General features: G+C 44.1%; 19 protein-coding genes and 1 pseudogene. 10 read left to right on the forward strand and 10 right to left on the reverse strand.

Going from position 1 to position 25,492, the window contains the following annotated elements:
* The first annotated feature begins 148 nt into the window (after positions 1 to 148).
* Positions 149 to 1,645: a S41 family peptidase gene (locus tag CXF65_RS06475; protein ID WP_198551978.1), complete on the forward strand. Its 1,497-nt coding sequence runs from the start codon at positions 149 to 151 to the stop codon at positions 1,643 to 1,645.
* Between the two features lie 187 nt (positions 1,646 to 1,832).
* On the opposite strand, the gene CXF65_RS06480 is transcribed toward CXF65_RS06475, so the two are convergent.
* Genes CXF65_RS06480 through CXF65_RS06490 form a run of 3 tightly spaced genes read right to left on the reverse strand, consistent with a single transcriptional unit; the run spans position 1,833 to position 6,038 of the window.
* A complete protein-coding gene (locus tag CXF65_RS06480) occupies positions 1,833 to 3,563 on the reverse strand; it encodes a sigma-54-dependent transcriptional regulator (protein WP_101211455.1) in 1,731 nt (576 codons plus the stop codon).
* A gap of 3 nt (positions 3,564 to 3,566) precedes the next feature.
* The gene (locus CXF65_RS06485; RefSeq protein WP_101211456.1) at positions 3,567 to 5,369 is read right to left on the reverse strand and encodes a sensor histidine kinase; all 1,803 of its coding nucleotides are present in this window, start codon (positions 5,367 to 5,369) and stop codon (positions 3,567 to 3,569) included.
* 33 nt (positions 5,370 to 5,402) lie between these two features.
* Positions 5,403 to 6,038, reverse strand: coding sequence for a response regulator (locus tag CXF65_RS06490; RefSeq protein ID WP_025652828.1), 636 nt, complete (start codon positions 6,036 to 6,038; stop codon positions 5,403 to 5,405).
* Positions 6,039 to 6,438: 400 nt separating this feature from the next.
* Between CXF65_RS06490 and CXF65_RS06495 the strand changes: the two genes are divergently transcribed.
* Entirely contained in the window at positions 6,439 to 7,533 is a 1,095-nt protein-coding gene (locus CXF65_RS06495) for a serine hydrolase (protein ID WP_025652829.1), read from the forward strand.
* Positions 7,534 to 7,624: 91 nt separating this feature from the next.
* A complete protein-coding gene (locus CXF65_RS06500) occupies positions 7,625 to 8,293 on the forward strand; it encodes a thiamine phosphate synthase (protein WP_101211457.1) in 669 nt (222 codons plus the stop codon).
* A gap of 274 nt (positions 8,294 to 8,567) precedes the next feature.
* Here CXF65_RS06500 and CXF65_RS06505 read toward each other — a convergent pair whose 3' ends face one another.
* Complete coding sequence (locus tag CXF65_RS06505) at positions 8,568 to 8,897, reverse strand: TraR/DksA family transcriptional regulator (protein WP_101211458.1); 330 nt, start codon at positions 8,895 to 8,897, stop codon at positions 8,568 to 8,570.
* Positions 8,898 to 9,388: 491 nt separating this feature from the next.
* Between CXF65_RS06505 and CXF65_RS06510 the strand changes: the two genes are divergently transcribed.
* The 5 genes from CXF65_RS06510 (at position 9,389) to ruvB (ending at position 14,567) form a co-directional block, all read left to right on the forward strand.
* The gene (locus CXF65_RS06510) at positions 9,389 to 10,591 is read left to right on the forward strand and encodes a phosphoglycerate kinase (protein WP_101211459.1); all 1,203 of its coding nucleotides are present in this window, start codon (positions 9,389 to 9,391) and stop codon (positions 10,589 to 10,591) included.
* 293 nt (positions 10,592 to 10,884) lie between these two features.
* Complete coding sequence (locus CXF65_RS06515) at positions 10,885 to 11,271, forward strand: hypothetical protein (RefSeq protein ID WP_025652833.1); 387 nt, start codon at positions 10,885 to 10,887, stop codon at positions 11,269 to 11,271.
* 370 nt (positions 11,272 to 11,641) lie between these two features.
* On the forward strand, positions 11,642 to 12,676 hold the full coding sequence (gene fba, locus CXF65_RS06520) for a class II fructose-bisphosphate aldolase (RefSeq protein WP_101211460.1): 1,035 nt from the start codon (positions 11,642 to 11,644) through the stop codon (positions 12,674 to 12,676).
* Between the two features lie 102 nt (positions 12,677 to 12,778).
* On the forward strand, positions 12,779 to 13,399 hold the full coding sequence (gene ruvA, locus CXF65_RS06525; protein WP_025652835.1) for a Holliday junction branch migration protein RuvA: 621 nt from the start codon (positions 12,779 to 12,781) through the stop codon (positions 13,397 to 13,399).
* A 187-nt stretch (positions 13,400 to 13,586) separates the two neighbouring features.
* Complete coding sequence (ruvB, locus tag CXF65_RS06530; protein WP_025652836.1) at positions 13,587 to 14,567, forward strand: Holliday junction branch migration DNA helicase RuvB; 981 nt, start codon at positions 13,587 to 13,589, stop codon at positions 14,565 to 14,567.
* A gap of 87 nt (positions 14,568 to 14,654) precedes the next feature.
* Here the strand turns inward: ruvB and CXF65_RS06535 are convergent, their stop codons facing one another.
* The 4 genes from CXF65_RS06535 to CXF65_RS06550 all read right to left on the reverse strand — a co-directional run bounded on the left by CXF65_RS06535 (position 14,655) and on the right by CXF65_RS06550 (position 19,349).
* Entirely contained in the window at positions 14,655 to 16,313 is a 1,659-nt protein-coding gene (locus CXF65_RS06535) for an ABC1 kinase family protein (protein ID WP_101211461.1), read from the reverse strand.
* 188 nt (positions 16,314 to 16,501) lie between these two features.
* Entirely contained in the window at positions 16,502 to 17,206 is a 705-nt protein-coding gene (locus CXF65_RS06540) for an SCP2 domain-containing protein (RefSeq protein ID WP_101211474.1), read from the reverse strand.
* A gap of 170 nt (positions 17,207 to 17,376) precedes the next feature.
* On the reverse strand, positions 17,377 to 18,528 hold the full coding sequence (gene ubiE / locus CXF65_RS06545) for a bifunctional demethylmenaquinone methyltransferase/2-methoxy-6-polyprenyl-1,4-benzoquinol methylase UbiE (protein ID WP_101211462.1): 1,152 nt from the start codon (positions 18,526 to 18,528) through the stop codon (positions 17,377 to 17,379).
* 107 nt (positions 18,529 to 18,635) lie between these two features.
* Entirely contained in the window at positions 18,636 to 19,349 is a 714-nt protein-coding gene (locus CXF65_RS06550) for an FFLEELY motif protein (RefSeq protein WP_025652842.1), read from the reverse strand.
* Between the two features lie 262 nt (positions 19,350 to 19,611).
* Between CXF65_RS06550 and CXF65_RS06555 the strand changes: the two genes are divergently transcribed.
* Both CXF65_RS06555 and CXF65_RS06560 read left to right on the forward strand, forming a co-directional pair.
* Complete coding sequence (locus tag CXF65_RS06555) at positions 19,612 to 21,297, forward strand: ATPase (protein WP_101211463.1); 1,686 nt, start codon at positions 19,612 to 19,614, stop codon at positions 21,295 to 21,297.
* Between the two features lie 564 nt (positions 21,298 to 21,861).
* Complete coding sequence (locus tag CXF65_RS06560; RefSeq protein WP_101211464.1) at positions 21,862 to 23,469, forward strand: inorganic phosphate transporter; 1,608 nt, start codon at positions 21,862 to 21,864, stop codon at positions 23,467 to 23,469.
* A gap of 119 nt (positions 23,470 to 23,588) precedes the next feature.
* Here CXF65_RS06560 and CXF65_RS06565 read toward each other — a convergent pair whose 3' ends face one another.
* Positions 23,589 to 24,986, reverse strand: coding sequence for an aminotransferase class I/II-fold pyridoxal phosphate-dependent enzyme (locus tag CXF65_RS06565; protein WP_413771504.1), 1,398 nt, complete (start codon positions 24,984 to 24,986; stop codon positions 23,589 to 23,591).
* A pseudogene (locus tag CXF65_RS15275) lies at positions 24,965 to 25,208 on the reverse strand (helix-turn-helix domain-containing protein); the annotation flags it as partial. The pseudogene CXF65_RS15275 and the gene CXF65_RS06565, both read right to left, overlap by 22 nt.
* Between the last annotated feature and the right edge of the window lie 284 nt (positions 25,209 to 25,492).

The raw sequence follows: 25,492 nt of genomic DNA on the forward strand, positions 1-25,492 counted from the left end.
TATCTACGATCCTTCCCTTTTTTAGGATAGATTTTTAATCTATTTGCTCTAATCTTCGCTGCCTTCTTAATGCTACATTACAAGATATTATTCATCAATTGCCATATAATAACGTTGCATATTTTCTTTTTATTTAGGTGAGTTTTTTATGCATTCTATCTGCCTTAAGCGCTCATCAGCGTCTGAACGACTAAAAAAATCATCAATGATGACCGCATTGATAACGTCGACCGTCTTGAAACCCGTACTCATAGCCAGTTTCATAGGGTTGAATATCGCTGGCATGCAAGCACAGGCTGCTATAGATGACGAGAGCAGCCTGACGGCCAGTCTGCAGCTTATCAGTCTCAATGCTGATGAGCTATCGGTAGAAAATGATGCAGATGATTTGTCTGATATTGCCGATATGTTAGATGCTGCTGACGCGTCTGATGATGCAATAGATAGCGTTGCAGATGAAAGCGCTTTGACTGATGAAGCAGACGATATCAACACGGATATCCCCGCTGAAGTGGAACAAGTGTCACTGAATGCCATCTCTCCTGAGACTTTAAAGACGTTTGTGGCGGTCGTAGATTTGGTACGCCGTGAATATGTGGATACCGTCAATGACGAAGAGTTATTTAACAATGCGATGAGTGGTATGTTGACCAAACTAGACAGCCACGCTGAATTTTTGGATGCTGAGGCCTACGAAAACCTGCGCGCTTTTACCGAAGGGGATGTCGGCGACGTCGGCATCAAAGTGATGTATCGACCAAAGGCTGGCTATTGGGTGGTCACCGAGGTGCTTAATGACTCACCCGCAGATAAAAAAGGCATAGCAGTCGGTGATTACTTGCATCAGGTTGATGAGTTTAAGCTGGATGACGACAGACAAAGCAATGATGTCGAGCAGCTTTTGACCGGCATTGCAGGCACACAAGTGGATATTGTCACGTCTAAAGCGGGTCGCCGTAAGCATACTACGACTTTACAGCGTAACAATAATCATCCGCAAGTGATTGAGACACGTCTTGTAGACGGTCTGGCGGTGATTAAACTGCCTGCTTTTCAGAACAACAGTCGTGAAAAGTTGCTGCAAGGTCTCATTAGCCTAGAGTCTCCGGTCTCTGGCATTTTATTAGACATGCGTGATAATCCGGGTGGTGTTCTAACCTCTGCGGTGAGTGTGGCCAGCTTATTTATGGCGGACACCGATGTGGTACAAGTGAGAGGTCGCCAAGATGATTCTCGGGTTTTATCGACACAAGGCGCTGCGATACTCAAGCCATTGCCCGTAGTGGTGTTACAAAACCGCTATTCTGCCTCCGCTGCAGAAGTATTAGCAAGCAGCTTACAAGCACAAAAACGCGCCACTATTGTTGGTGAGGTGAGCTATGGCAAAGGTTCGGTACAGTCGGTGATACCTTTGAATGACGAGCAGGCTGTTAAGCTAACCGTGGCCAATTATGTGACGGCGGCTGGTAATAAGATAGATGGTATCGGAGTCGAGCCTGATGTCGCTTTATTAGGCAATGAGAATACTTGGGAGCAGCAGGCTCTTGATTTACTCAGGGCACAAGCACTGGCGTCGGGTATTCGCTTTGTGAGAAATTCAGCTGTAGAGGATAATACGCTCGAAGATCGGACAAATAAAAAATAAGTAGCTAACGATAGCTCTAAATATAATTGATACCACTCAAAAAAATTACAGCAGCAAAGGGAAAGGGTGCAAGTACTATGCATCGCAGGCTAAGCGATTTTGACACGGCCAATCGTATTTTTGACGTTTGATATTACTTGTTGACCATCATATCGTTACGCTCAAAGCTGCTTATTATCTGCAAAAGCTAATCGGACTGATCTTCATCAATATCGAGCTTTTTCATACGATAGCGTAAAGAGCGAAACGTCGTTCCTAACAGTTCTGCGGCTTGCGTCTTGTTCCAGCCTGTCTGCTTAAGAGCAGTAATAATCAGATTTTTCTCTTGTTCTTGCAGGTAATGCTCTAGCCCTTTGGCAGGTAACTGACCTTCAAAACCGTCTTTAATTTCCTTTAAGCCATTTTGCAAACTGTCTTGTTCATCAAGCGCCGCGTGATTGCTCGTTAATTGCTGCTCTGTAGAATTGGCGACACTACGATTAGGTTCTGCGTTATTAGCCCTCGAACGCTGAATAGTTGAGGGATAATGCTGAGTAATGGTGCGATAAGGATGTAGATTGGTCTTTGTTTGCTCAGCACTATGCGCTGTTGAAGCTTGGCTGACTTTTTCTTTACTGCTGACAGATGTCATTGTTGGCTGGTCAGCTGATTTATGGTTAGATGTTGGCGTTGTATTATCGACTGCATTGGTATTTTGACTTTGCTGAGTATGAATCTCTTGATGAGTATGAATCTCTTGATGAGTATCAAGTTCCGCTAGACCCAAATGGCTGACGTCAATGGTGCAGGTTTCTGCCAATGTCACAGCGCGCTCAAGTAAATTGCGTAGCTCACGGACATTACCAGCGAAATCATGGTGCTGCAAGCGCTCGCAAGCGGCCGCTGTCAATGAGGGCGGGGTGTCTAATTGCCATTCTTCTGCGATCATTGCCAAAAAATGCTTGGCTAAGACGGGAATATCATCACGGCGCGCATTAAGCGTGGGCAGCTTTAGTTCAATCACATTGATACGGTAGTACAAGTCTTGCCGAAACAGTCCATCTTGTACCAGTTGGTTCAAGTCTTTATGGGTCGCCGATAAGATACGGATATCGACGGGTACTTCTTTGGTATCACCGATGGCGCGCACGGTTTTTTCTTGGATGGCGCGTAGTAGTTTGACTTGCATTGCTAAGGGCAAATCTGCCACTTCATCTAAAAATAACGTGCCACCATTTGCTTGTTGGAACAGGCCTTGCTTATCAGCAACGGCTCCGGTAAAGCTGCCTTTTTTATGACCAAAAAACTCTGACTCCATGAGCTCTGAAGGAATCGCACCGCAGTTTACGGGTACAAAACTGCCATCTCGACGTGGGCTTAAATCATGGATCAGTTTGGCAACCACTTCTTTGCCTGTGCCCGAAGCTCCCGATAAAAATACTGGCGCTTGTGAGCGTGCCAATTTTAAAATAGTGTTTTTGAGTGGGTGCATGACAGCAGAGTCACCGATCAAACGGCTATCCAACATTTGCTGCTCGGGTGAGCATTCAGGTGTGGTTTCTGCTTCGTTATTTTGGTGAATGACCTTGAGCGCATTTTCGACCAACTGGCGTAAGCGTGGCAGCTCAAGCGGTTTATTGACGAAATCAAAAGCCCCTAACTTCAACGCTTCTATAGCCAAATCCATACTACCATGGGCAGTAATCACGGCTATTGGTGTACTAGAGTTATTGCTGATGTCCTTGACCAACTCTAGCCCTGAGCCATCCGGTAATTTGAGATCGGTCAAACAAAAGTCATAGTTATTTTGCTGCCAGTAGGCGCGTGCCTGCGATAAGGTATAAGCCACATCGCTTTTGATCCCCATCTTGGTTAAGGTGATTTGCATCAAGCGGCACAAATCCACTTCATCATCAACGACTAGCGCGGTTACTGTCATACTTCATCTCATTTTATTATCGGCATCATTATCGACATCGATAGCAGGGGCAATCAAGCGAAAGCAGGTTTTTTGGAGTTCAGGAATATAGAGTAAACGAGCCTGATTGGCTTCACAGAACGCCTGCGATAAATACAATCCCAAACCTGTTCCGGCTTTGTCAGTAGTGAAAAACGGATTGAATAAATGCTGTAAATCACTGGCATTAACGCCCATACCACCATCTAAAATATCGATTATAACATCGTTATCGGCACAATAAATTTCGATTTCCACAAAAGCATGAGGGTGAGCGTAGCTACTGTGACGTAGACCGTTGTTGATTAAATTGATTAATACTTGTTCTAACTGGTGCGTATCGAATGAGATGGTAGGTTGACTATGGACACGCAAAAACACGTCATGATCTCGAAAATAATTGTCCAAAAACACCGGCAACCACTCAGCCAGTAGAATCGATTGCTGATTAGCGGTCTGTTGGCGCGACAGTTTTAAGATGTCTTCAATAATACGGTTGACGCGTTTGGTTTGCGCAAAGATCATTTTATAAAGCTCGTGATTGCCTGTTATATCGCTGTCGGTAGCAGCTGTCGGCGCTACTAAGGGCTCAAGAGTAGAGCTGATAGTATTGTTATTATGATCGGCGGCCTTCTTCTCACCTTCTTCGACATCTTCCATCAGTAGCTGACTGGCCTGTGAAATAGCCGCGAGCGGGTTTCTGATTTCATGGGCGATACTGGCAGTCAGTTGCCCAAGCGAGGCAAGCTTTAACTGTTGAGCGCTGGCTTGCTCACGGCGCAAGTCTTCTAGCAGGATAAGCTTGCTGTTATCTTTTAGCGGGATAATCTGTACGCGTAGCTTGCCGACGACAGAGGCATTTGCGACGGCAGGCAATTCATAAACAAAGCTACGTGATTGCCCTTCAGCGACCGATAAACAAGCATCAAGAAGTTGCAGATGCTGTTCTCTGAGCTGCTGCTGAAAGTCAGCAAGAAGGGCGGCTTCGAGGTTGTTTTGCTCATAACTTAAATGACTGGGCGTATCAATCAGAGACGCCAGCGGAGGATGAGGGATACTGAGTAGCTGATGGGCGGCTAGGTTTGCCAATACAATCTGCTGTCTATCAATCACTATGACCCCATTGACCATTTGGGTGATGACTTCTTGATTGATTACATTCAGTCGTTCGACCTCTTTGGCATGATGCGCGGCGACTTGTTCGACTTGTACCAAGCGCTGGGAAATAGACCAGCTCAAGATTCCTACTGCCAAAAAGCTTGCTGACATCAGCAGGGCATCGCCCAAATTTTCCAAGCTCATGCTATTGGCAATGGCATAAAAAAACTGCTGGTAAATAACAAAAATAATGGCGAGTAAGGTAATGATGAGCGCTTGCGAGCCATGCAGTAGCATGAAGCTGGCGGCAACAACGACCATATAAAGCATGGTGAGCTGTAAATCAGGAGCGCCATTGGTATAAAGCAAAAGACTCAAAATAATGACGTCTAATACCAGTCCAAAACCCAGCTGACGCCGTAAATGCTTGGTGACTACATAAAATAAGCCAAGCAAAATCAGACTAATAATGACATAAAAACTCAGCGCCGTTTGCTGCAATAGACTTGGCAGTAATAAGCCATTATCAGCTTTGACCGTCACATACACCATCAGCATAAAAAACAGGCTAACGATAAATCGATAACTGCTATAGATCAGTCCCAATCGACGTAACTGCGGCAGTGGCAGCGTTTCATCTTGCTGAAGATAATGGGTAATGACAGAAACGGCTCTGAGCGCAAATTTCATAAATTGGCCGTAATAAAAAGAGTATTAAGGGGTCTACGGTTGAATGAGACCATGACGAATAGCGAGATGGGTCAACTTCACATCACTATCAACGCCGACTTTTTCATAAATGCGATAGCGATAGGTATTGATGGTTTTGACACTCACAAACAACTGGTCGGCAATTTGCTGAGGACTTTGGCAATTAACCACCATCATCGCCACTTGTTTTTCGCGGTCACTCAACAAGTCAAAAGGTGAGTTGGCATTATCTGATAATAGAACGTCAGCCAACTGTTCGGCGACATCTTGGCTAAAATAACGCCCGCCTTGATAGATTTTTTTGACCGCGCGTATCATCTCATCAAGCGGTGTGCCTTTAGTGATGTAACCATTGACGCCCGCTTTAATCAACATAGATGGATATGGTTGCGCCGACATACTACTAACGGCCAAAATCTTGATGCCCAAATCCAGCTGAATTAAGCGCTTAGTTGCTTCAAGCCCGCCGATATTGGGCATATTAACGTCGAGCAAAATTACATCGGGGTGCAGCTGTTTGGCCAGTTTAATCGCCATATCACCGCTGTCAGCTTCACCAACGACCTCGATATCAGCACTGTCTGCTAGCATACGGCTAATACCCATCCGCACTAAATCATGATCATCTACTACTAATACTCGTATCATAGTTGTACTCTTTGCTGTCTATCAAAATGAAGGTTGCATGGTGAACGTTAAACCATCTGAAGCAATCTGTATATCTGTAAGAACAATCGAGATTTTTATTATTTTATAATAGGATTGGCAGAGCAATTATTTCTATCCTCTACTATCATCATATATTGCTATAGTGTTAATTAATATTGCTAGAATCTAATTTAAATGTAGCAAAATTTCAAGTAGGTTAAAAAATACTCATCTAATTGATTTAGTAGATTAAACTTAAATGCAAACCATGATACACTAAAAATACAAAAACTCTATGTGAGTACCTACAAACATAACCACAAACGCTACGTACGTTGTTGCTATTAATGAGTCTGTAACTGATTATCTATTGAGTAGCAGCGCGACAGCAGGGGGAAGAATGAAGCTCTTACCATTAACCAAACAGCAGCTAGTTGTTGCTATGATTTCATTGAGTCTGGGCAGTATTGCGCAAGCTGCACTTACGATTAATGGTAGCGCTGATACTGGCTCTAGTGCTCGTATGAGTTGGGGCGGTGCTGATAGCTTGTCTGAAGCACGTAATATCATGTATAAGTCTAATGATTCGACCATTAAAAAAGTCGATAATGGCTATGGCACGACCAATATTACGAACAGTAAGACCAGTAGTTTCGGTAGCAGCAACAACAGCTATAATAACGCCAATAGCTATAACACCACTTATCGCGGTAGCTTTGGCAGCAGCAGTATGATTCCGATTAGCACTGACTCGCGCAGTGTGGCGGTGATCGATGCCGAAACTGGTGAATCTATTTACGAAAAAAATGCCGACGTCGCCCGCCCTATGGCGAGTATCACCAAGCTAATGACGGCGATGGTGGTGTTAGATGCTGGTCTTGATATGCGTGAAGAGATTACCCTAGATCCTGAAGATTTCGTCGGTCCAAAACGCGCCAGCTCAAACCTTAAATCTGGCGATCGTTTGAATCGTGCTGAAATGCTATTAATGGCATTGATGAAATCAGAAAACCCTGCTGCCAAAAGTCTCTCGCGTAACTATCCAGGCGGCTATGATGCCTTTATACGAGCGATGAACCGTAAAGCGCAAGAGCTTGGCATGACGACGGCTTATTTTGGTGATCCAACGGGTCTCGATAAACGTAATGTGGCTTCGTCAAATGACTTGGTAAAAATGGTACGTGCTGCTGGTAACTATGATGTAATCCGTCGCTTCTCTACGACTAAGAGTTATGACTTTTACGTGGCCAATTACTCAAATGGTAACCGTACTTATAAAGCCAACAATACCAGCTCTCTAGTCCGTTCAGGCGATTATCCAATTGGTATCTCAAAAACCGGCTTTATTAATGAGGCAGGTCGTTGTGTGGTAATGGAAACCCGTGTGAATAACCGTCCTGCTATTATTGTCATTTTGGGCGCAAACAGCTCAGCGACGCGTTGGGGTGATGCCAAAAATATCCTAAACAGTTTGGCGACTCGCCGTACAGTGTAAGCGGATTGGTTTAGTGGGTATAAAGAGGCTGTTATGTAATGTAACGGCCTTTTTATTGTGTTGAATTTAGGACGTGTCCTAGGAAAATTATATGACTCAAGCATCGATTATCACACCAGCACCAAAGCTATACTTATTGACCAATGATGATGAGTTTGCGCTGCTATATCGCAAATTAGAAGCAGCACTAGCGACAGGGTTTATCGGGCTGTTACAAATTCGTCGTAAGCAAGTCCTGTCATTGCCTGATGGTGACGCACATTTATACGAAGAGGCTAGACAGATAGCTGAGTTGGCTAAAGCATACAATGTGCCAGTCGTCATCAATGATGATATCAAGCTGGCTGCCAAGCTTGGCGTTGGGGTTCACTTAGGGCAAGAAGATGGTGAAATTAAAGATGCCAAGCAAGATCTATTAGCAGATCAAATTATTGGTCGCACCTGTCATGGCAATGTAGAGCTGGTAAAAGGAGCGCACGCTGCTGGCGCCAGTTATGCTGCAATGGGTGCAGTATTTGCCTCTACGACCAAACCTAAGGCAGACGTTATTTCGCGTCAGCAGCTGGTCGATGGATGTCAGCAGGGTATTGCGCTATGCGTCATAGGCGGCTTGACTGCAGAAAATATCGTTGAGCTGGCAGGTTTGCCGATTGCTTATGTGGCAGTAGTAGGGGATATTATGGATTTGCCAGAGCATAAAATAGCTGAGCGTTGTCAACAGTGGCAGCAGGCGCTCAACGTCTGGAGTACGCCTGCTTAGTAACAGGTGGTGGGTATAATTACCGAGTGAGTGCTTAAAGGTTTCTTAAATAGTTTTATTATTCATTAGCTTTTAAGCTAGGGCGTGTCCTCATTTTAAAAATGGTGATAAAAATGAGGTAAATTGCAGTCAAACAAGGAAAACAGTGCAGATAATATCGATATATTACCTAGCTATTTGACGATGTTTGGCAAGATTTAACCATTTTTAGCCCATTTAGATTGCTATCGGTTGAATTGAGGACACGCCCTAGGAATATCGCTAAAAAAAGACGTTATTTGGCATGATCCATACATAAAGTAGCGTAGGGCAGTGCTTCCAAGCGTTGCTCTTCAATCAGTTTGCCACATACCTCACACTCACCATAAGTGCCATTTTCAATACGGCTCAAGGCATTTTCGACATAGACTAAATTTTGGCGCGCTTCATCTCTCAGACTTTGGCGCATATCGTTCTGACGATAGGAGATGGCTTGATCTTCCCAATGCTCGTTAAGGTCATCTTGTGGGTTTTGGATATGATCTTCTATTTTATCAATCCTTGTTTCATATTCTTCTTTAAGCTTTAACAAGTTTTGCTTGGCATTATTGACATCAATAGTCATTTTATTCTCCTGAGGTTATTGTTATTGTCGAGCGCAATTATTATAAAATTGTTATAAATAGGCACTTTATTATAAAGCGTCTTTCTATCATAAACAGCCTGACTATTGAGTACCACCACGAAATGTTACTGACTTTTAAAGTACTTAAAACGAACTTCAGGTAGCAAGCGCGCGATATGGCTGCCGCAGTGCCCCGTTAAGGTAAGCACTATCCCAATCTTGATGTCGTCACAGTTTTTATGTCGCTACAGTCGCCAAAATTTATAGCAGTTCCTTGTGAGCAATCGTTAGAAAACTGGTAGAATACACCGCTTTTGAAGATTGTCAGACCTATTTTATAAACTAACATGAGCAAAGCCAGCCGATAGAAGAGATACGATTATAAGAAATGGCTGGTCATACCCCTTTTCGAAAAATCATTGAATGAAAAACCATTGAATAAAGCCATAAAACGATTGATTAACAGACAGACTGATGCATAGGAGCAGGTAATGAATTTTTTGCGTATGAGTGAGCTTGATTTAAAAGAGAAGGTTGTATTGATTCGAGAGGATCTCAATGTGCCTATTAAAGACGGCAAGGTTACGAGTGCAGCTCGCTTGCAAGCAAGTTTACCTACGATTAAAATGGCGTTAGAAAAAGGCGCGGCGGTGATTGTCTGCTCACATCTCGGTCGGCCAACCGAAGGAAGTTTTGAATCGATCTACTCTCTAGCACCTGTTGCTGACTATTTAAGCGACAAATTGGCCGCGCCCGTTAGTTTAAACACCGACTATCTGACTCAGGGTGTTTCAATCAAAGCAGGTGAAGTGGTACTACTAGAAAACGTGCGCTTTAATAAAGGCGAGAAGAAAAACGATGCCGATTTGGCGCACACTTATGCAGATTTGTGCGATGTGTTTGTGATGGATGCTTTTGGTACTGCTCACCGTGCACAAGCGTCAACGGAGGGCGTGACCCAAGCGATGCATCAAGCCGACAAGACAGTCTGTGCAGGACCATTATTGGCCGCTGAGCTTGATGCCTTGAGCTTAGCGCTTGAAACGCCAGCGCAACCGATGCTAGCCATTGTTGGTGGCTCAAAAGTATCTACAAAATTGCAAGTTTTGCACAGCTTGGCAGAAGTGTGCGCCCAAATTATCGTTGGTGGCGGTATTGCCAATACTTTCTTAGCAGCACAAGGTCATAGTGTTGGTGCGTCTTTATATGAAGCAGATTTGCTCGATACCGCTCGTGACATTATGACTAAAACTGAGATTTTATTGCCTGAGTATGTTGTTGTCGCTGATAAAAATGAGATCGATTTTGCTGACTTTACTGGCTCATTACAACAAGCCACTGCTACCATCAAGTCAGTTGATGCGATTGGCGACGATGATATGATATTAGATATCGCTCCAGAAAGCGCCAAGCAATTGGCTGAGGCTATTACTAATGCAAAGACCATTTTGTGGAATGGTCCAGTGGGGGTTTTTGAGGTGGATGCTTTCGGTCATGGGACGCAAATAGTGGCAGATGCAGTCAAAAATAGTCAAGGTTTTTCAATCGCTGGCGGCGGTGATACTTTAGCTGCTATCGATAAATATCAAGTAGCCGATGGCGTGAGCTATATGTCAACGGGTGGTGGTGCCTTCTTAGAGTTCGTAGAAGGCAAGGTATTACCTGCCGTTGCTGCATTACAAATTAGAGCATAACTGCTTAACGATACTTCAGCAATTGAGTAACATTAGATGTACAACCTATGATGAGCATCTAAGTTACTCTATAAAAAGTTAGGCTATAAAAATAATAGGGTGACTGTGGTATTTGTCTTATCATTCTTGTTTAACTTGCTAGTATGAAAGCACTAAGTACGAACAGGCACGGATTATTATTAAGTAGTAATTATTTGTTTCTATACTGAAAATTATTATTGCATGTCTAATTTGCACTCTATAAAATAGCGCAAATCATGTATTTGACATGCTTTATTTACGAGAGGTTTATTATGTTAAAACGCCATTTATTACTTGCTAGCGTACTTGCTGGTACTTTTGCAATCACTGCATGTAGCCAAGAAACGCAAGACAAAACTGAAGCTGCTGCTGAATCAGCGGGTGATGACGCTGCTGCTAACACTGACGCTGCCGCTGCTGAAACAGAAGCCGCTGCTGCTGAAGCTGAAGCTGCTGCACAAAATGCTGGTGCTGAAGTCGCCGAAGGCGCTGATAATGCTGGTGCCGCTGCTACTGATGCACTAGCAAATACTGGTGAAGCGGTTGTGGTAGGCGCAAATGAAGCCGTATCCGCTACTGCTGGCGCGGTTGCTGATGGTGCAGCTGCTGTTGAAGATAAAGCCAGTGAAAATGCCGTAGAAGCAGAACAACAGTACTAATTAGTAGTTTTGATTTTAAGCATTGGTTATAAATACCAGTTGCTATATAAGCCCTCAAAATATTTAGAAAGCTTTGGTAATCGCCAAGGCTTTTTGCGTTGTATCGATTAATAAATTTAAACATCCAATACCGTGAATAATTCGTGAACCCAAACCTGTCATCTCAATAAATAGTCGTGCAACCGCTACGAAGCACGATCAAAATTTGCTATAATCGGCGCGTGCTAATTGCTAATCAAAATCCTGCATTTTTTCCCACCCGTTCTATAGTGCTGCTTGTCGATTTAACGACCTTGCAGCGAGGATAGAACACTTGTAATCACCACATAATTACAAGTATTTATTTTAAAATCTAATCAGAGAGCGTTTTATGGCCTTAATATCTTTACGTCAACTTTTGGATCATGCTGCTGAGCATAGCTATGGTGTTCCTGCTTTTAACGTCAACAACTTAGAGCAGATGCGTGCAATTATGATGGCGGCCGACGCCTGTGACTCACCTGTCATCGTCCAAGCCAGTGCTGGAGCACGTAGTTATGCAGGGTCGGCGTTTTTACGTCATTTGATTATCGCAGCTATCGAAGAGTGGCCACATATCCCAGTAGTGATGCATCAGGATCATGGTATGTCACCTGCTATTTGCCAGCGCTCAATTCAGCTTGGCTTCTCATCAGTGATGATGGACGGCTCGCTCGGTGAAGATGGCAAAACGCCAATGGACTATGATTATAATGCCAGCGTGACTCGCGAAGTCGTCAAGATGGCACACGCATGTGGCGTGTCGGTAGAAGGCGAAATTGGTTGCTTGGGCAGTCTTGAGACCGGTATGGCAGGCGAAGAAGACGGCTCTGGAGCAGAAGGTATATTAGATCACGAGCAGCTATTGACCAGTGCTGATGAAGCTGAGCAGTTCGTTAAAGACACCAACGTTGATGCGCTAGCCATTGCCATTGGTACCAGTCACGGTGCTTATAAATTCACGCGTCCACCGACGGGCGATATCTTATCCATTGAGCGCGTAAAAGAGATTCATGCCCGTATCCCTAACACCCATTTGGTCATGCATGGTTCGTCGTCAGTGCCGCAAGAGTGGCTTAAAGTCATCAATGAAAATGGCGGTGATATCGGTGAGACTTATGGTGTACCGGTTGAGCAAATCGTTGAAGCGATTAAGCATGGTGTCCGTAAAGTCAATATCGATACCGATTTACGTTTGGCATCAACAGGTGCAATCCGTAAATTCTTAGTAGAAAACCCAAGCGAGTTTGATCCCCGTAAATACTTTAAAGCGTCTATGGTTGCGATGTCAGATATCTGTACCAATCGTTTTGAAGCTTTTGGTTCTGCTGGTCAAGCACATAAGATTCGCCCTATTAGTCTTGAAGGTATGGTCGATTTTTATTAGTAGATTTGACGTTAAAAGTACTTATCGAATAAATGATTATTGAGATATTTCGTTCTGCAGCTGGCTGAATTTTATGATAATTCTTATAAGAGATAGTGGGTTATGATTGGATTGATTAGCGGACAAGTGCAGTATTTGATGGCACCGACTGCCTGTGTCATGACCACCTCTGGTGTCGGCTATGATATTGAGCTACCGCTACCGTCATTTTGCCAGTTGCGTCTCAACGAGCAGGCGAGCATTTGGACGCATTTTCATGTGCGTGAAGATGCGCAGCTGCTTTATGGTTTTATCGATCGTAAAGAGCGCGATGTCTTTCGTCAATTGATTAAAATAAATGGCGTTGGCGCAAAAATGGCATTAGCCATGCTATCGGCAATGTCAGCTGCTGAGCTAAAAATGCACGTCGAGCAAGAGTCAGAGACGGCATTAACCCGTATCCCGGGTATTGGTAAAAAGACAGCACAGCGCCTATTGATTGAGCTAAAAGATAAGCTGAAAAATATTGAAGTCGATAGCGGTCATTTAGAGTTTGCTATGCAACCTGCTGAGGTGTCTCACGAGGGCAACATCATCGCTGAGGTTGAAGGCGCTTTGATCAGTCTTGGCTATAAAGAAAGAGAAGCTCAGCAAGCGATTAAAGCTGCTAAAAGTAATGGCGATACCTTTGCCGATACCCAAGGTTTGCTAAAAGCCACGTTGCAACAGCTCTCTGGCTTTTAATCATTCGACTTACGAGTAGCAACAACATCTCTTAATATCAAACAGATAAGCGACATTCATTGTCGCTTATTTTTGTTTTAGACTGTGTTTTATTGACTCTCTGCTTTATGATGTTTTGCATGACTTATGCGTAGCGTTTGGTTATGCTATTTATACCTAATTTTTTAATATAATGATAAAACATATGATGCAAGATCGTTTGATTAATCCATTCGAGGGGGCAGGTGATGCGCCTGACTCCAATATTCGACCGGCATTATTGGCTGAATACATTGGTCAGCCGGTGGTGCGTGAGCAGATGGAAGTTTTTATTGGCGCGGCACGTGGTCGTGGTGAGCCATTGGATCATACACTGATTTTTGGTCCACCAGGTTTGGGTAAAACCACGCTTGCCAATATTATTGCTCGTGAGATGGGTGGTAATCTGCGTTCTACCTCAGGGCCAGTGCTTGAGCGCCCAGGTGATTTGGCAGCGATGCTGACCAATTTAGAAGAAGGTGATGTCCTATTTATCGATGAAATCCATCGTTTGAGTTCGGTCATTGAAGAGATACTGTATCCAGCGATGGAAGATTTTCAGCTAGATATTATGATTGGCGAAGGGCCGGCGGCGCGTTCTATCAAGCTTGATTTGCCGCCCTTTACTCTAGTTGCGGCAACCACCCGAGCAGGTCTGCTGACGTCGCCATTGCGTGATCGTTTTGGGATTGTGCAGCGCTTAGAGTTTTACAATATAGCTGACTTGACGACGATTGTGAGTCGTGCCGCCCGCTTGATGCGTGTACCGATGAGTGAAGACGGGGCGGTAGAGATCGCGCGCCGTGCACGTGGGACGCCAAGGATTGCCAATCGTTTACTGCGCCGTGTGCGTGATTATGCTGAAGTGAGAGGCGACGGTAGTATCAATGGTGCGATTGCGGGTAGTGCACTCGATATGCTGGCCGTTGATAGACGTGGTCTTGACCATCTGGACAGACGTTATATTGAGATATTACACGAGCGTTTTGATGGTGGTCCAGCTGGCGTTGAAGCAGTCGCAGCGGCTATGGCTGAGGATCGCGGTACGCTCGAGGATGTGATTGAGCCATACCTCATTCAGCAAGGTTATGTATTACGTACGGCGCGTGGTCGGGTATTAACGCAGATGGCGATTGATCAAATGCTTTAATAATGAAAACAAAATGCGCCTACTTTTAATTTAAATCATTAAAAGTAGGCGCATTTTTTATGAAGGATATAAAGCTCAAAAATATGCTTAAGCTAGAACCCGCCAAATAACGACAATCATAGCCAATAAATAAAAGATAGGCGCAAACCAACCGACTTGTGTAGCGATGGCAATAAACACGGCAAAACCTGACAGCGCTAGCCAATCACGGCGACGATCATTAAGCATGTCAGCGCGTATCTGCTGTATTTCTCGCAGCTGACTGTCTTGGCGCGACCCTTGTGAGGCAAGGCTTTGTAGACCTTGATCTAGTAGCTTAGGAATATCAGTCGTTGATAATAAAATCTCTGGCAACTGCTGGCGTAAGTGTTGCAAGTTACGCATCGGATCGAGCTGCTCTTTAATCCAGCTACTTAAAATGGGCTTGGCGAGCGACCAGATATCAAGGTCAGGATATAAATCACGACCAAGTCCTTCGACATGCACCAAAGTTTTGAGTAGCAGCATTAATTGCGGCGGAATACTCATATGGTGGCGACGGGCGATATCTAAAATCTGCATTAACACACCAGCAAAGTCGATATCATTAATAGATTTTTGCAGCATCGGGCCGACAGTACGTTTCATATCGCGCATTAAAGCATGCTTATCGGTATTGGGCGGTATCCAACCAGCACGGCTGACGATATCAACCATCGCCGTAAAGTTGTTATTCATTACCGCCAACAGCATACGCGCGACGATAAGCTGATCGTCTTTTGATAGCGTACCCATTATGGCGCAATCAAGACCAATATAGCGTGGCTCATGACCCAAATCCACCGCTGCCATATCTGCAGTGAGTGTTTTGACTGGCGGCGTTTCTACAAAGACATTACCCGGATGCATATCGGCATGGAAAAAGTTATCGCGAAATACTTGGGTAAAAAATATCGTTAAGCCTTTCTTTGCCAATGCTGCTCGGTCATAACCAAGTTGATCAAATACCTCAACTTGCGAGATAGGAACGCCTTGGATACGCTCCATCACCATGACGTTTTTGGCCGCATCATAAACTTCAGGCACATACATCAGTGCTGAACCCAAGAAGTTATTACGCATCTGCGTGGTATTGTCCGCCTCTAACGTTAAATCCAATTCATTCAGCATCACTTGGCGATAGTCTTCGACAATATCAACGATATGAATGGCACGCGCCGCTTCGATACGCGCCGATGCCCAACTGGCAAGCTCACGCAGTAGCTCAAAGTCAGAGATAATGGTAGTACGAATATCAGGACGAACCACCTTTACCACTACTTCACGACCATCATGTAGAGCCGCCGTATGTACTTGAGCGATAGAAGCTGCTGCTAACGGCTTAACATCAAAGCGGGCAAATAGCGTGGCGATAGATTGACCCAAACCATTTTTTTGGTCTTGAATTTGGGCAATAGCAACGTCCGAGTCGAAAGGCTTGACTTTGTCTTGTAGCTGCACCAATTGCTCGATAATCTCAGGCAGCACCAAATCGCGGCGCGTCGAGAGCAATTGACCCAGTTTCAAAAATAACGTACCCATATCTTCAAGCGCATACTTAATGGCATTGGGCTGATGTTTTTTACCCCAAGCTGCCCGATGCGTACGAATCAAACGTGCCAAAGGTTGCAGCTGCGGTACCTCTTCGAGAGGAAGGTGTGTATCAATACGATACATTGCGGCAATGCGCCAAAGTTCACGTAGTCGGGCATGGTGGGATAGTAGCATGGGATATAGGTACTCTAAAAATTCAGAAATAGGGTGGGCGCTGTGCCTATGGTTTGTTTGATTTCTCCTACGAAAGCGATAGTCAAACAAACCCTAAGCGTAATAAGTTATCAATCGTTTATTTGTCATTCAAAACATAAGTTATTAAGGAAACCAGTGATTCATGAACCAATTAGCCATTAAGCAAGCTACTGATGAAACGAATTATTGATAAAACGCGTCTGCTCTTCTTTGATAGCAGCAAGCTTGGCTTCTTCACGCTCAACGTCAGCGCGCAGTTTTAACAGCTGCTGTTTAAGGTCATTGACTTCTGCCAGCTCAACAGGGTCAGGCACACTATTACCCGCCACATCATTGGCCCAATCACTGACGTCATCAAAAGCGCGTTTGGCACTATGACGCCAGCTGCCTTTGAGTTGGGATATGAGTAGATGCAACTGACTGGCCATTGGCTTACCGATAAATGGCTCAAGCTGTCCTGCGACATCTGGGTCAAAGCCTGCGACCAGTTGTTTAAGCTGCATGAGCACTTTGTAATCACCCGCGATAGGCAGGTTGCCCTCAGTGCCGCGCATCAGATTCAGCAATTGCGCTGGATTGTCTACGGTAATGGTGCAGTCTGGACGACTATGACCGATCCGAGCGCGCTCCATACTGGCTTGTTGGCGCTCGTTCATACGGCCGCTCGTCTCAAACACGCTGTCTGTCGTCACCGGCTCAAAACGCAAACGCTCATGGGTGAATAGAATATCCAAACGAATCTCAGGCATTGCCATATTCAGTCGCAACACTTTGCCAGCCAATGGTGCCAATCCTGATTTGGTAATCTCATCACTCGCAATGGCTAGGTTAATCAGCTTTTCGGCACCTGCCAAAAGTAAAACAGTCAGCATAAGGCTCTCACATGTTTGGTTGAGCGCCATAAGCCTGGCGCATATTTCAATATTGGCTGTTATGACTATGATTAAACGCCTACCTAATGACAGACGTTTTTACATTATGAAGAAGCTTGTTTGTATAAGCAGCTTTTAAAACTACGCTCTAAAACTATTCTTTTCTAAAACTACGCTTTAAAACCGCGATGCACAGCAACGATACCAGCGGTCAAGTTGTGATAATCACAATTCTCAAAGCCCGCTTGCTGCATCATTTGCTTTAGCGTCTGCTGATCAGGGTGCATACGAATCGATTCAGCCAAGTATTGATAGCTTTCTGCATCATTGGCAATCAGCTTGCCCATCATTGGTAATGCGGTAAATGAGTATAAATCATAGGCTTTTGATAATGGCTCAAACACAGGTTTTGAGAATTCTAAAATCAATAAACGACCGCCCGGTTTCAGTACGCGATACATAGATTTTAACGCAGCGTCTTTGTCCGTGACATTCCGCAGACCAAAGCTGATGGTAAGCAAATCAAAGCTATTGTCATCAAATGGCGCTAATGTTTCAGCATTGGCAAGTACAAAATCGACATTATTGGAGCCAGCATTAATCAAGCGCTCACGACCAACTTCTAACATGGCCGCATTAATATCAGATAACACGACTTTACCGTTGCGACCGACTTCACGACTAAATACTTTGGCCAAATCACCTGTACCGCCAGCGATATCGAGTACATGCTGACCCGCACGTACGCCTGACAAGCTAATCGCATAACGTTTCCATAAGCGATGAATACCAAATGACATTAAGTCATTCATAATGTCGTATTTTTTGGCGACTGAGGTAAAGACATCAGCAACGCGCGCTTGCTTTTCTGCTTTATTGACCGTTTTATAACCAAAATGCGTTTGCTCATTACCATCAGTATCAGGCGTATGCGGATTATTGATGTCATCACGCTGGTTAAAAAGTGTTTGTTTGGCAGTTTGTGCTTGCGCTGAAGTGTTGCTTGCGCTGTCATTCAACGTATTATTAGCGTTGGTGGTATGGCTTGGCATAGTCGTTTGTTGACCTTGTGGGGTTCCGGTTGGTAAGTTTTGCACTTGCGTAAAGTCATTACTTTTACTTTTTTTGACGCTAGCATCAATACTCGTATCAGTCGTTGCATTAGGCACAGGACTTTGACGTGCTTTTACTTGAGCGGTGATGTTTTGACTGTGAGTGATGCTGTCTCTTACCAATTTATCTTGCAGCTGACCATTAATCGTGGTGTTGAGCGCTGGCTTTTGGTCAGAGGGAGTAGTGTTATCATTGGTATTATCGGTCATAGCATTATCCTGTTATTCACTTTTATGATTATTTTTTGAGATACTTTTTCGATTATATATTGTTTCTGTTAACGAATTTCACCAGTTAACTGAGTCTCTAATTAGCCCTATGATACACCAAACGCCAAGGGCTTATTGCCATTATCCGTATCATGAACTTCGTCAATAATTTCAAGCTCACGTTCACAAAACGGTTCGATAAAGCTGCTTACGCTTTTAAGGGGTTTCATGGCTTTAAAACCGGTATCGATAAAGTCATACAGTGGTTGAAAGTTGTAGCGATAGGCGGTGCCTTTTGCTAACGCGAACGCTTGTTTGAGCATAAATGAGTTCAAATGCTTGTCAGTGCGGTAGCAAACATCCTTAAGATTGGTAATCTGAATGCGGCGCTTATTCGCTTCATCGACAGTACGATAGGCGGCTAGCATATTGTCTTCGGTAATTGGTAAGTCTTGGGCAAGTAGCCACTGAGCCAAATGTAAATCTAGCTCAATCGCTAGAATTGCTGCTTGGATACCCATACTGCCAGCTTCTAAAGCTGATTCTTTTGCAAGGCGTTCAAGCTTTTTGGCTTTTGGCAAAATCCGCTCTAACTGCTTGGCCAATAACTTAAACTCATCACCGCCGTATAGTTGCGTCAGAAAATAGTCTGCCATCAGTTGGTTTTTTGGCTGTTCGAATAGTTCACTATGCGTACGTTGGAGTCGCGCTTGTTGCCATACTTGCACTTCATTGAGTTTGGTGTTTAATTCAGCATCTTGATGATGTGGTAGCGCCCAAAAATGTGTGAGGTGCTGTTGTAAATCGGTTAAGGCAGACATAGTAAAAATCCTATATAAAGGTGAAAATTATGTGTAGGTTGAGAATGAAGTGGTCAAAGTTATGCTGAGTTTTGATGCCTATTTTGAGCCTTTTTTTATTATTTTATGATCCTATTAAAGCATGCTCTCAAGATTGTGTTCACCTTAAAAGAAAATAAAGCAGAATACAAATGTCAAACTGTTACATAGCAGCGTTATTTACCGAATTGGTCAAATGCTATGATTAAGCAGATGTGCTTTCAATCATAGGACGATGACCATTATGAGCAAAAATGACAATACGACTGAACCCAACGCAGCACAAGCGGTCAGTGCCCAATTTAGTGAGCAAGTGATAGAGGAGCGCTTAACCCCTAATCCACTGAATCAGTTTTCTATGGATAAAGATGCACTACGGTTGGCACTGGTCACCGCTCAATATGCCCTACGAGCAACGCGGCAACAGACGCCGCCAACCCTCAACAAACCAACAGGGCTTTTGGTGTTGGTCAATGGTATGGAGCAGGCAGGCAAAGGCACTGCTGTGAAGCAATTGCGCCAGTGGGTAGATCCTCGGCTACTCAAGGTTGAGGCAACCATCGGTGATTGTCCCTTAGCGTATCAGCCGATTTGGCAAGCACATACCAAAGCGCTGCCGCGTCATGGCGATGTGATGGTTTATTTTGGTAATTGGTATGCCGATTTGCTCTATAACGTTATGCGTATGGCAACATCAGACCATGATGATAAACCATCGAAAAATCAAAAACCAGAAGGTACCAAGTCTGACAATGACAAATCTGACAATGAAAAGGCGTTACCGATTGCGCAATGGCAAGCGTATCTACAGCAGCAACTTATTAAGCTGCAAGCGTTCGAACAAGATTTAGCCGCCAATCAAACCCGACTGCTTAAATGTTGGTTCCATGTCAATATCGAAACGTTACAAGAGCGATTAAATGACGCTGAAGCCGACCCGCAGTTTTTGTATCAAATTGATTGGAATAGTACAGAGATAGTTGCGCAGTTCAATGAGGTAGCCGCGACACTGCTCCGCCAGCAAGATGATTGGATCATTATTGATGGTGATGATAAGTCAGATGCCGCCGATCGCTTCTGTCATGAAGTACTACAAGCGATGCAAACCGCGCTAGTAAGCAGCAAAATAAATACGGCAACAACCTCAGAGACTGACAAGCAAGCTCAGCAAGCAATTAAATCAGCGAAATTTAAACCTGTAAAAATCCCTAAATTTTTAGAAGACATCGATGATGCCGATATCGATAAGTCTGACTACCGTGATGCGTTGGCAGAAAAACAAGCACGTCTTGCTGAGTTGCTACGTGCGCGCAAAGGTCGGCATATCGTTTTCGCCTTTGAAGGGATGGATGCTGCTGGTAAAGGCGGGGCGATCAAAAGATTGGTGGCACCCCTCGACCCACGCGAGTATCAAATTTATAATATCGGCGCGCCAATGCTGTATGAGTTACAACACCCTTATCTATGGCGATTTTGGACCAAACTGCCAAACGAGCAAACGGATCGTATTAGTCGTATCGCCATCTTTGATCGTACTTGGTATGGTCGCGTCTTGGTTGAGCGTATTGAAGGATTTGCCACAGATGATGAATGGCAGCGTGCATATGATGAAATTAATCGCTTCGAGGCGGACTTGGCCACCGCAGGGACGTTGGTCATCAAATACTGGTTGGCTATTGATAAAAAAGAACAGCTTAAGCGTTTTGAAGCGCGTGAAGAGACGCCGCATAAGCAGTTTAAATTAACCGATGATGATTGGCGTAATCGCGATAAGTGGTCAGATTATGTGCAATCTGCGGCTGATATGCTGGCACATACCGACACAGCGTATGCACCTTGGTGCGTCATCGCCACCAATGAGAAGCGTCAGGCGCGTTTGGATGTGTTAGATCACGCTATTAAACAGCTGTTCGCGCTCTCAGACAGTTAACGGTTATAACCAGCCATAGTAAGGTTGGTTATTTCTCAAATGCCTAATAATATATAACTAAATAAAGAGGTTAGCAGGTTCGCACACTGGCAGTTACAAATCTTGCAATATCATCATGCATTATGTGCCTAGATTTAATATAATAGGCACGTAATGATTTCTGCCTTCTACTAAATGAGATATGTGGACAAAGCATTCGTTTTATTTAATATAAATATTTTAAATATTTTGATGAAGTCGATTACAATGAAAGCTATAAGCCGCAAGATGCTTTAATCAAATGATTTGGCATTATCACTTGCGGCTTTGTGACATGTTGAATGATGTATCTATGGTCCTTGATATTGCATGGTACTGACGCCCTGTATTAATGATAGCTAAATTAATGATAGATAAGGGTTAAGGTAAATACGTGCGCTAGGGCAGTAGATCGAAGCTGTAATTTGACCAGCACATTGCGCATACGCTCTTAAGTTTTGCATACTGGAAACGGTATCATTATTGGCGTCGCAATGTTAATAACCGCAGATAATTTCAATCACCTTACGCAGGGCGTATCAACGTATGGGTATTACCAACAGTTCTACTGAGCCAGCCAAATCAGTTGGCTCTATGAGAATAAATCTATTTTTTGGCATTTTACTGATTGCGATGACCGCCTACTTTTTGTGGTGGGGTCTAGATTACACCATGCGTCAGCAGACGACGCTATTTATCGTAGCTACCGCTTTTGGTGTCTTTATGGCATTCAATATTGGTGGTAACGATGTCGCCAACTCCTTTGGTACCTCGGTGGGTGCGGGGACGTTGACCATTCCACAAGCGCTGGGTATCGCAGCGATATTTGAAGTGTCTGGAGCTGTGCTGGCAGGTGGTGAAGTCACCGATACCATTCGCAGCGGCATTGTCGATCTGGATGGTCTTTCAGTAACGCCTAACCAGTTCATCTATGTCATGCTGTCAGCGCTTATCGCTGCCGCATTTTGGCTGTTGTTTGCCACCAAAAAAGGGTTACCCGTTTCGACCACTCACGCCATTATCGGCGGTGTTGTTGGTAGCTCCATTGTATTGGGTATCACGTTAGGTGGTACCGAAATGGCATTATCAACCGTGAATTGGGGAACGATTGGAACGATTGCGATCTCTTGGGTAATATCACCGCTACTAGGCGGCGTTTTCTCCTACCTTTTATACGGACAGATTAAGAAAAATATCATTGAGTATAATGATAAAACAGAGGCGTACATCGCGACTTTGAAAGGCAATAAGAAAACCTTAAAACAAAATCATAAAGAGTTTTTAGAGGCGCTCTCAGAGTCGGAACAACTGGCTTATACCTCAGCAATGTTGCGTGATCAAGAAATCTATAAAGATGATGATTGTGACGTTGAAGATTTAGAGACTGACTATTACAAACAGCTTTATGAAATTGAGAACGAGCGCAGCAACCTTGATACCCTAAAAGCTTTGAAACAATGGGTACCTATCATTGCTGCTGCAGGCGGGGCAGTCATGGCCTCTTTGGTCATCTTTAAGGGTCTAAAGAATGTCAATAATGGCATGACGACGCTGCAAGGCTTCTTAATCATGGGTATGATAGCGGCGCTGGTGTGGCTTGCGACCTATATATATACCAAGAGTATCCGTGGTAAGCATAAAGAGGATTTGACCAAGGCGACGTTTATTATGTTTAGCTGGATGCAAGTCTTTACGGCATCGGCCTTTGCCTTTAGTCATGGCTCAAACGATATTGCCAACGCCGTCGGTCCTTTTGCGGCCATTATGGATGTTATCCGCACCAATAGTATTGCTACCGAAGCGGCAGTACCACCTGCGGTAATGTTGACCTTTGGTGTGGCGCTTATTGTTGGTCTTTGGTTTATCGGTAAAGAGGTTATTCAAACCGTCGGTACCAATTTGGCAAAAATGCATCCTGCTTCTGGTTTTTCAGCTGAACTGGCTGCTGCTGCTGTCGTTATGGGTGCGTCAACCATGGGGCTACCAGTTTCTAGTACGCATACCTTAGTTGGGGCAGTACTTGGCATCGGTGTCGTGAATAGAGACACCAATTGGGCATTAATGAAGCCCATTGGTTTGGCATGGATTATCACCTTACCAGCCGCTGCTTCAATGTCAGCCTTGAGCTTTGTCATTTTGATGTACGTTTTCTAAAATAGAAACGTCATAGCTTAGATTTTACTCATAAAGTAACAACCAAAAAACGCTTATCGACATCATGCCGATAAGCGTTTTTTTGTACCTTTCTAATCTTTCTAATAGTTATTGACTCTTTAATCCGTACCAAATTGCTTACGTTTTTTGGCAAAGAAGCGATCTAAGCGATCCATGGCATCTTCTAAGTCGTGCAAATTAGGCAAAAATACCAGACGGAAATGATCGGGGGTGTCCCAGTTAAAGCCAGTACCTTGAACCATTAAGACATTTTCTTCAACCAATAAGTCCATCATAAACTCCATATCATCTTTGATAGGATAAATCTCAGGATCCATTTTAGGAAAGCAATAGAACGCGCCTTGCGGCATAGTGCAAGAGATGCCTTTAATCGCATTAAGTCGTGACACCGCCATTTCGCGCTGCTTATAGAGACGGCCTTTTTTTGAGGTCAGATCTTTCATACTCTGATAGCCGCCCATCGCTGTCTGAATCGCATACTGCCCTTGGACATTAGAGCATAGGCGCATAGACGCCAGCATGTCTAACCCTTCGATGAAGTCTGCCGCGTGGTGTTTTTTACCAGAAACCATCATCCAGCCAGCACGAAATCCTGCGATACGGTGCGATTTTGATAAGCCATTATATGATAAGACCAGCACCTCGTCCGTCAGGGTGCTTACTGGGGTGTGTACCATATCATCATAAAGAATGCGGTCGTAAATCTCGTCGGCCATGATGATTAAGTCATGCTCTTTAGCGACTTGGATAATTTGTTTCAGCAGGTCATCACTATAAAGTGAACCCGTTGGGTTATTGGGATTAATAACCACAATGCCCTTGGTCTTGCTCGTAATCTTAGACTTAATGTCTTCAATATCAGGGTGCCAGTTATCTTCTTCATTACAGCGATAATGTACCGCTGTGCCACCAGCCAAGTTCGCCGCCGCTGTCCAAAGCGGGTAGTCTGGCATCGGGATAAGCACTTCATCACCGTCGTTCATTAACGCCTGCATAGTCATCACAATCAGCTCAGAAACCCCATTGCCCAAATAGACATCACGAACATCGACTGCTGATAGTAATCCCTTTGCTTGATAGTACTGCAAGACAGCTTTACGAGCAGAAAAAATCCCTTGCGAGTCGGAATACCCTGTCGCGTCTGGCAAATTCATGGCCACATCGCGCAAAATCTCATGCGGTGCTTCCAGACCAAAAGGCGCTGGATTACCGACGTTTAGCTTTAGTATGCGCTTGCCTTCGGCTTCCATTTTATTGGCTGTTTGTAGTAGGGGACCACGAATGTCATAACAGACGTTTTGCAATTTATCGGATTTTTTTATTGGATTCATAGAGTGACCACTCATAGGGTTGTTTTGTGAGTTTTTACGGGCATTAGGGGTTGTTGTATCAGTTTGGACATTGTCACGAACATCAAGCCTCTCGTCCTTGGTGTGAACACGATTAGGTGAGTCTGCATCAGTGGCTGTCTCATGAGGCAACTCACCGCGCAACAGATACCCTTCGCTGCAGCCCAGTATTCGTGCCAATGTTGGTAGCTTAGACGACACAATACCGTTGGTACCACGCTCCCAGTTCGAGATAGCACCGCGACTGACCTTTGCACCCGCTGCTGTCATAGCTTGTGACAATTGCTCAGCAGTGAGTCCCTTGTCGCGGCGTAGCTGTACCAACCGTTCGGCTTGTGTGCCTTTGCTCTTATCATCAGCCATAATCATCTAAGCCTTTATTAATCGATTTGTCATAAAGAGTAAAAGTAAGAAGTTGGTTAAATTTAGTGTTATCGAATGAACTTCTACTTAATCCAAAACCACTTAATCCAGTGCTAATGCAAGATATTATTGCATAAGGTAGGCTGATGCAAGTATTTTTTAATACACGAATGCAAGAATAACTTGCATTAATTGTTTGATAATGCTCCATCCTCACTACTCATGGGCGTTAGCATAAATTTACCAGTAAAATTTTAATAAAATAATTGTGTATAACGTTGGTAAAAATA

Source organism: Psychrobacter sp. Sarcosine-3u-12, assembly GCF_002836005.1.
Lineage (GTDB): Bacteria > Pseudomonadota > Gammaproteobacteria > Pseudomonadales > Moraxellaceae > Psychrobacter > Psychrobacter okhotskensis.

Coding starts and splice junctions, on each gene's coding strand:
- CXF65_RS06475 (WP_198551978.1), top strand. CDS start 149: ATGCATTCTATCTGCCTTAAGCGCTCATCAGCGTCTGAACGACTAAAA.
- CXF65_RS06480 (WP_101211455.1), bottom strand. CDS start 3,563: ATGACAGTAACCGCGCTAGTCGTTGATGATGAAGTGGATTTGTGCCGC.
- CXF65_RS06485 (WP_101211456.1), bottom strand. CDS start 5,369: ATGAAATTTGCGCTCAGAGCCGTTTCTGTCATTACCCATTATCTTCAG.
- CXF65_RS06490 (WP_025652828.1), bottom strand. CDS start 6,038: ATGATACGAGTATTAGTAGTAGATGATCATGATTTAGTGCGGATGGGT.
- CXF65_RS06495 (WP_025652829.1), top strand. CDS start 6,439: ATGAAGCTCTTACCATTAACCAAACAGCAGCTAGTTGTTGCTATGATT.
- CXF65_RS06500 (WP_101211457.1), top strand. CDS start 7,625: ATGACTCAAGCATCGATTATCACACCAGCACCAAAGCTATACTTATTG.
- CXF65_RS06505 (WP_101211458.1), bottom strand. CDS start 8,897: ATGACTATTGATGTCAATAATGCCAAGCAAAACTTGTTAAAGCTTAAA.
- CXF65_RS06510 (WP_101211459.1), top strand. CDS start 9,389: ATGAATTTTTTGCGTATGAGTGAGCTTGATTTAAAAGAGAAGGTTGTA.
- CXF65_RS06515 (WP_025652833.1), top strand. CDS start 10,885: ATGTTAAAACGCCATTTATTACTTGCTAGCGTACTTGCTGGTACTTTT.
- fba (WP_101211460.1), top strand. CDS start 11,642: ATGGCCTTAATATCTTTACGTCAACTTTTGGATCATGCTGCTGAGCAT.
- ruvA (WP_025652835.1), top strand. CDS start 12,779: ATGATTGGATTGATTAGCGGACAAGTGCAGTATTTGATGGCACCGACT.
- ruvB (WP_025652836.1), top strand. CDS start 13,587: ATGCAAGATCGTTTGATTAATCCATTCGAGGGGGCAGGTGATGCGCCT.
- CXF65_RS06535 (WP_101211461.1), bottom strand. CDS start 16,313: ATGCTACTATCCCACCATGCCCGACTACGTGAACTTTGGCGCATTGCC.
- CXF65_RS06540 (WP_101211474.1), bottom strand. CDS start 17,206: ATGCTGACTGTTTTACTTTTGGCAGGTGCCGAAAAGCTGATTAACCTA.
- ubiE (WP_101211462.1), bottom strand. CDS start 18,528: ATGACCGATAATACCAATGATAACACTACTCCCTCTGACCAAAAGCCA.
- CXF65_RS06550 (WP_025652842.1), bottom strand. CDS start 19,349: ATGTCTGCCTTAACCGATTTACAACAGCACCTCACACATTTTTGGGCG.
- CXF65_RS06555 (WP_101211463.1), top strand. CDS start 19,612: ATGAGCAAAAATGACAATACGACTGAACCCAACGCAGCACAAGCGGTC.
- CXF65_RS06560 (WP_101211464.1), top strand. CDS start 21,862: ATGGGTATTACCAACAGTTCTACTGAGCCAGCCAAATCAGTTGGCTCT.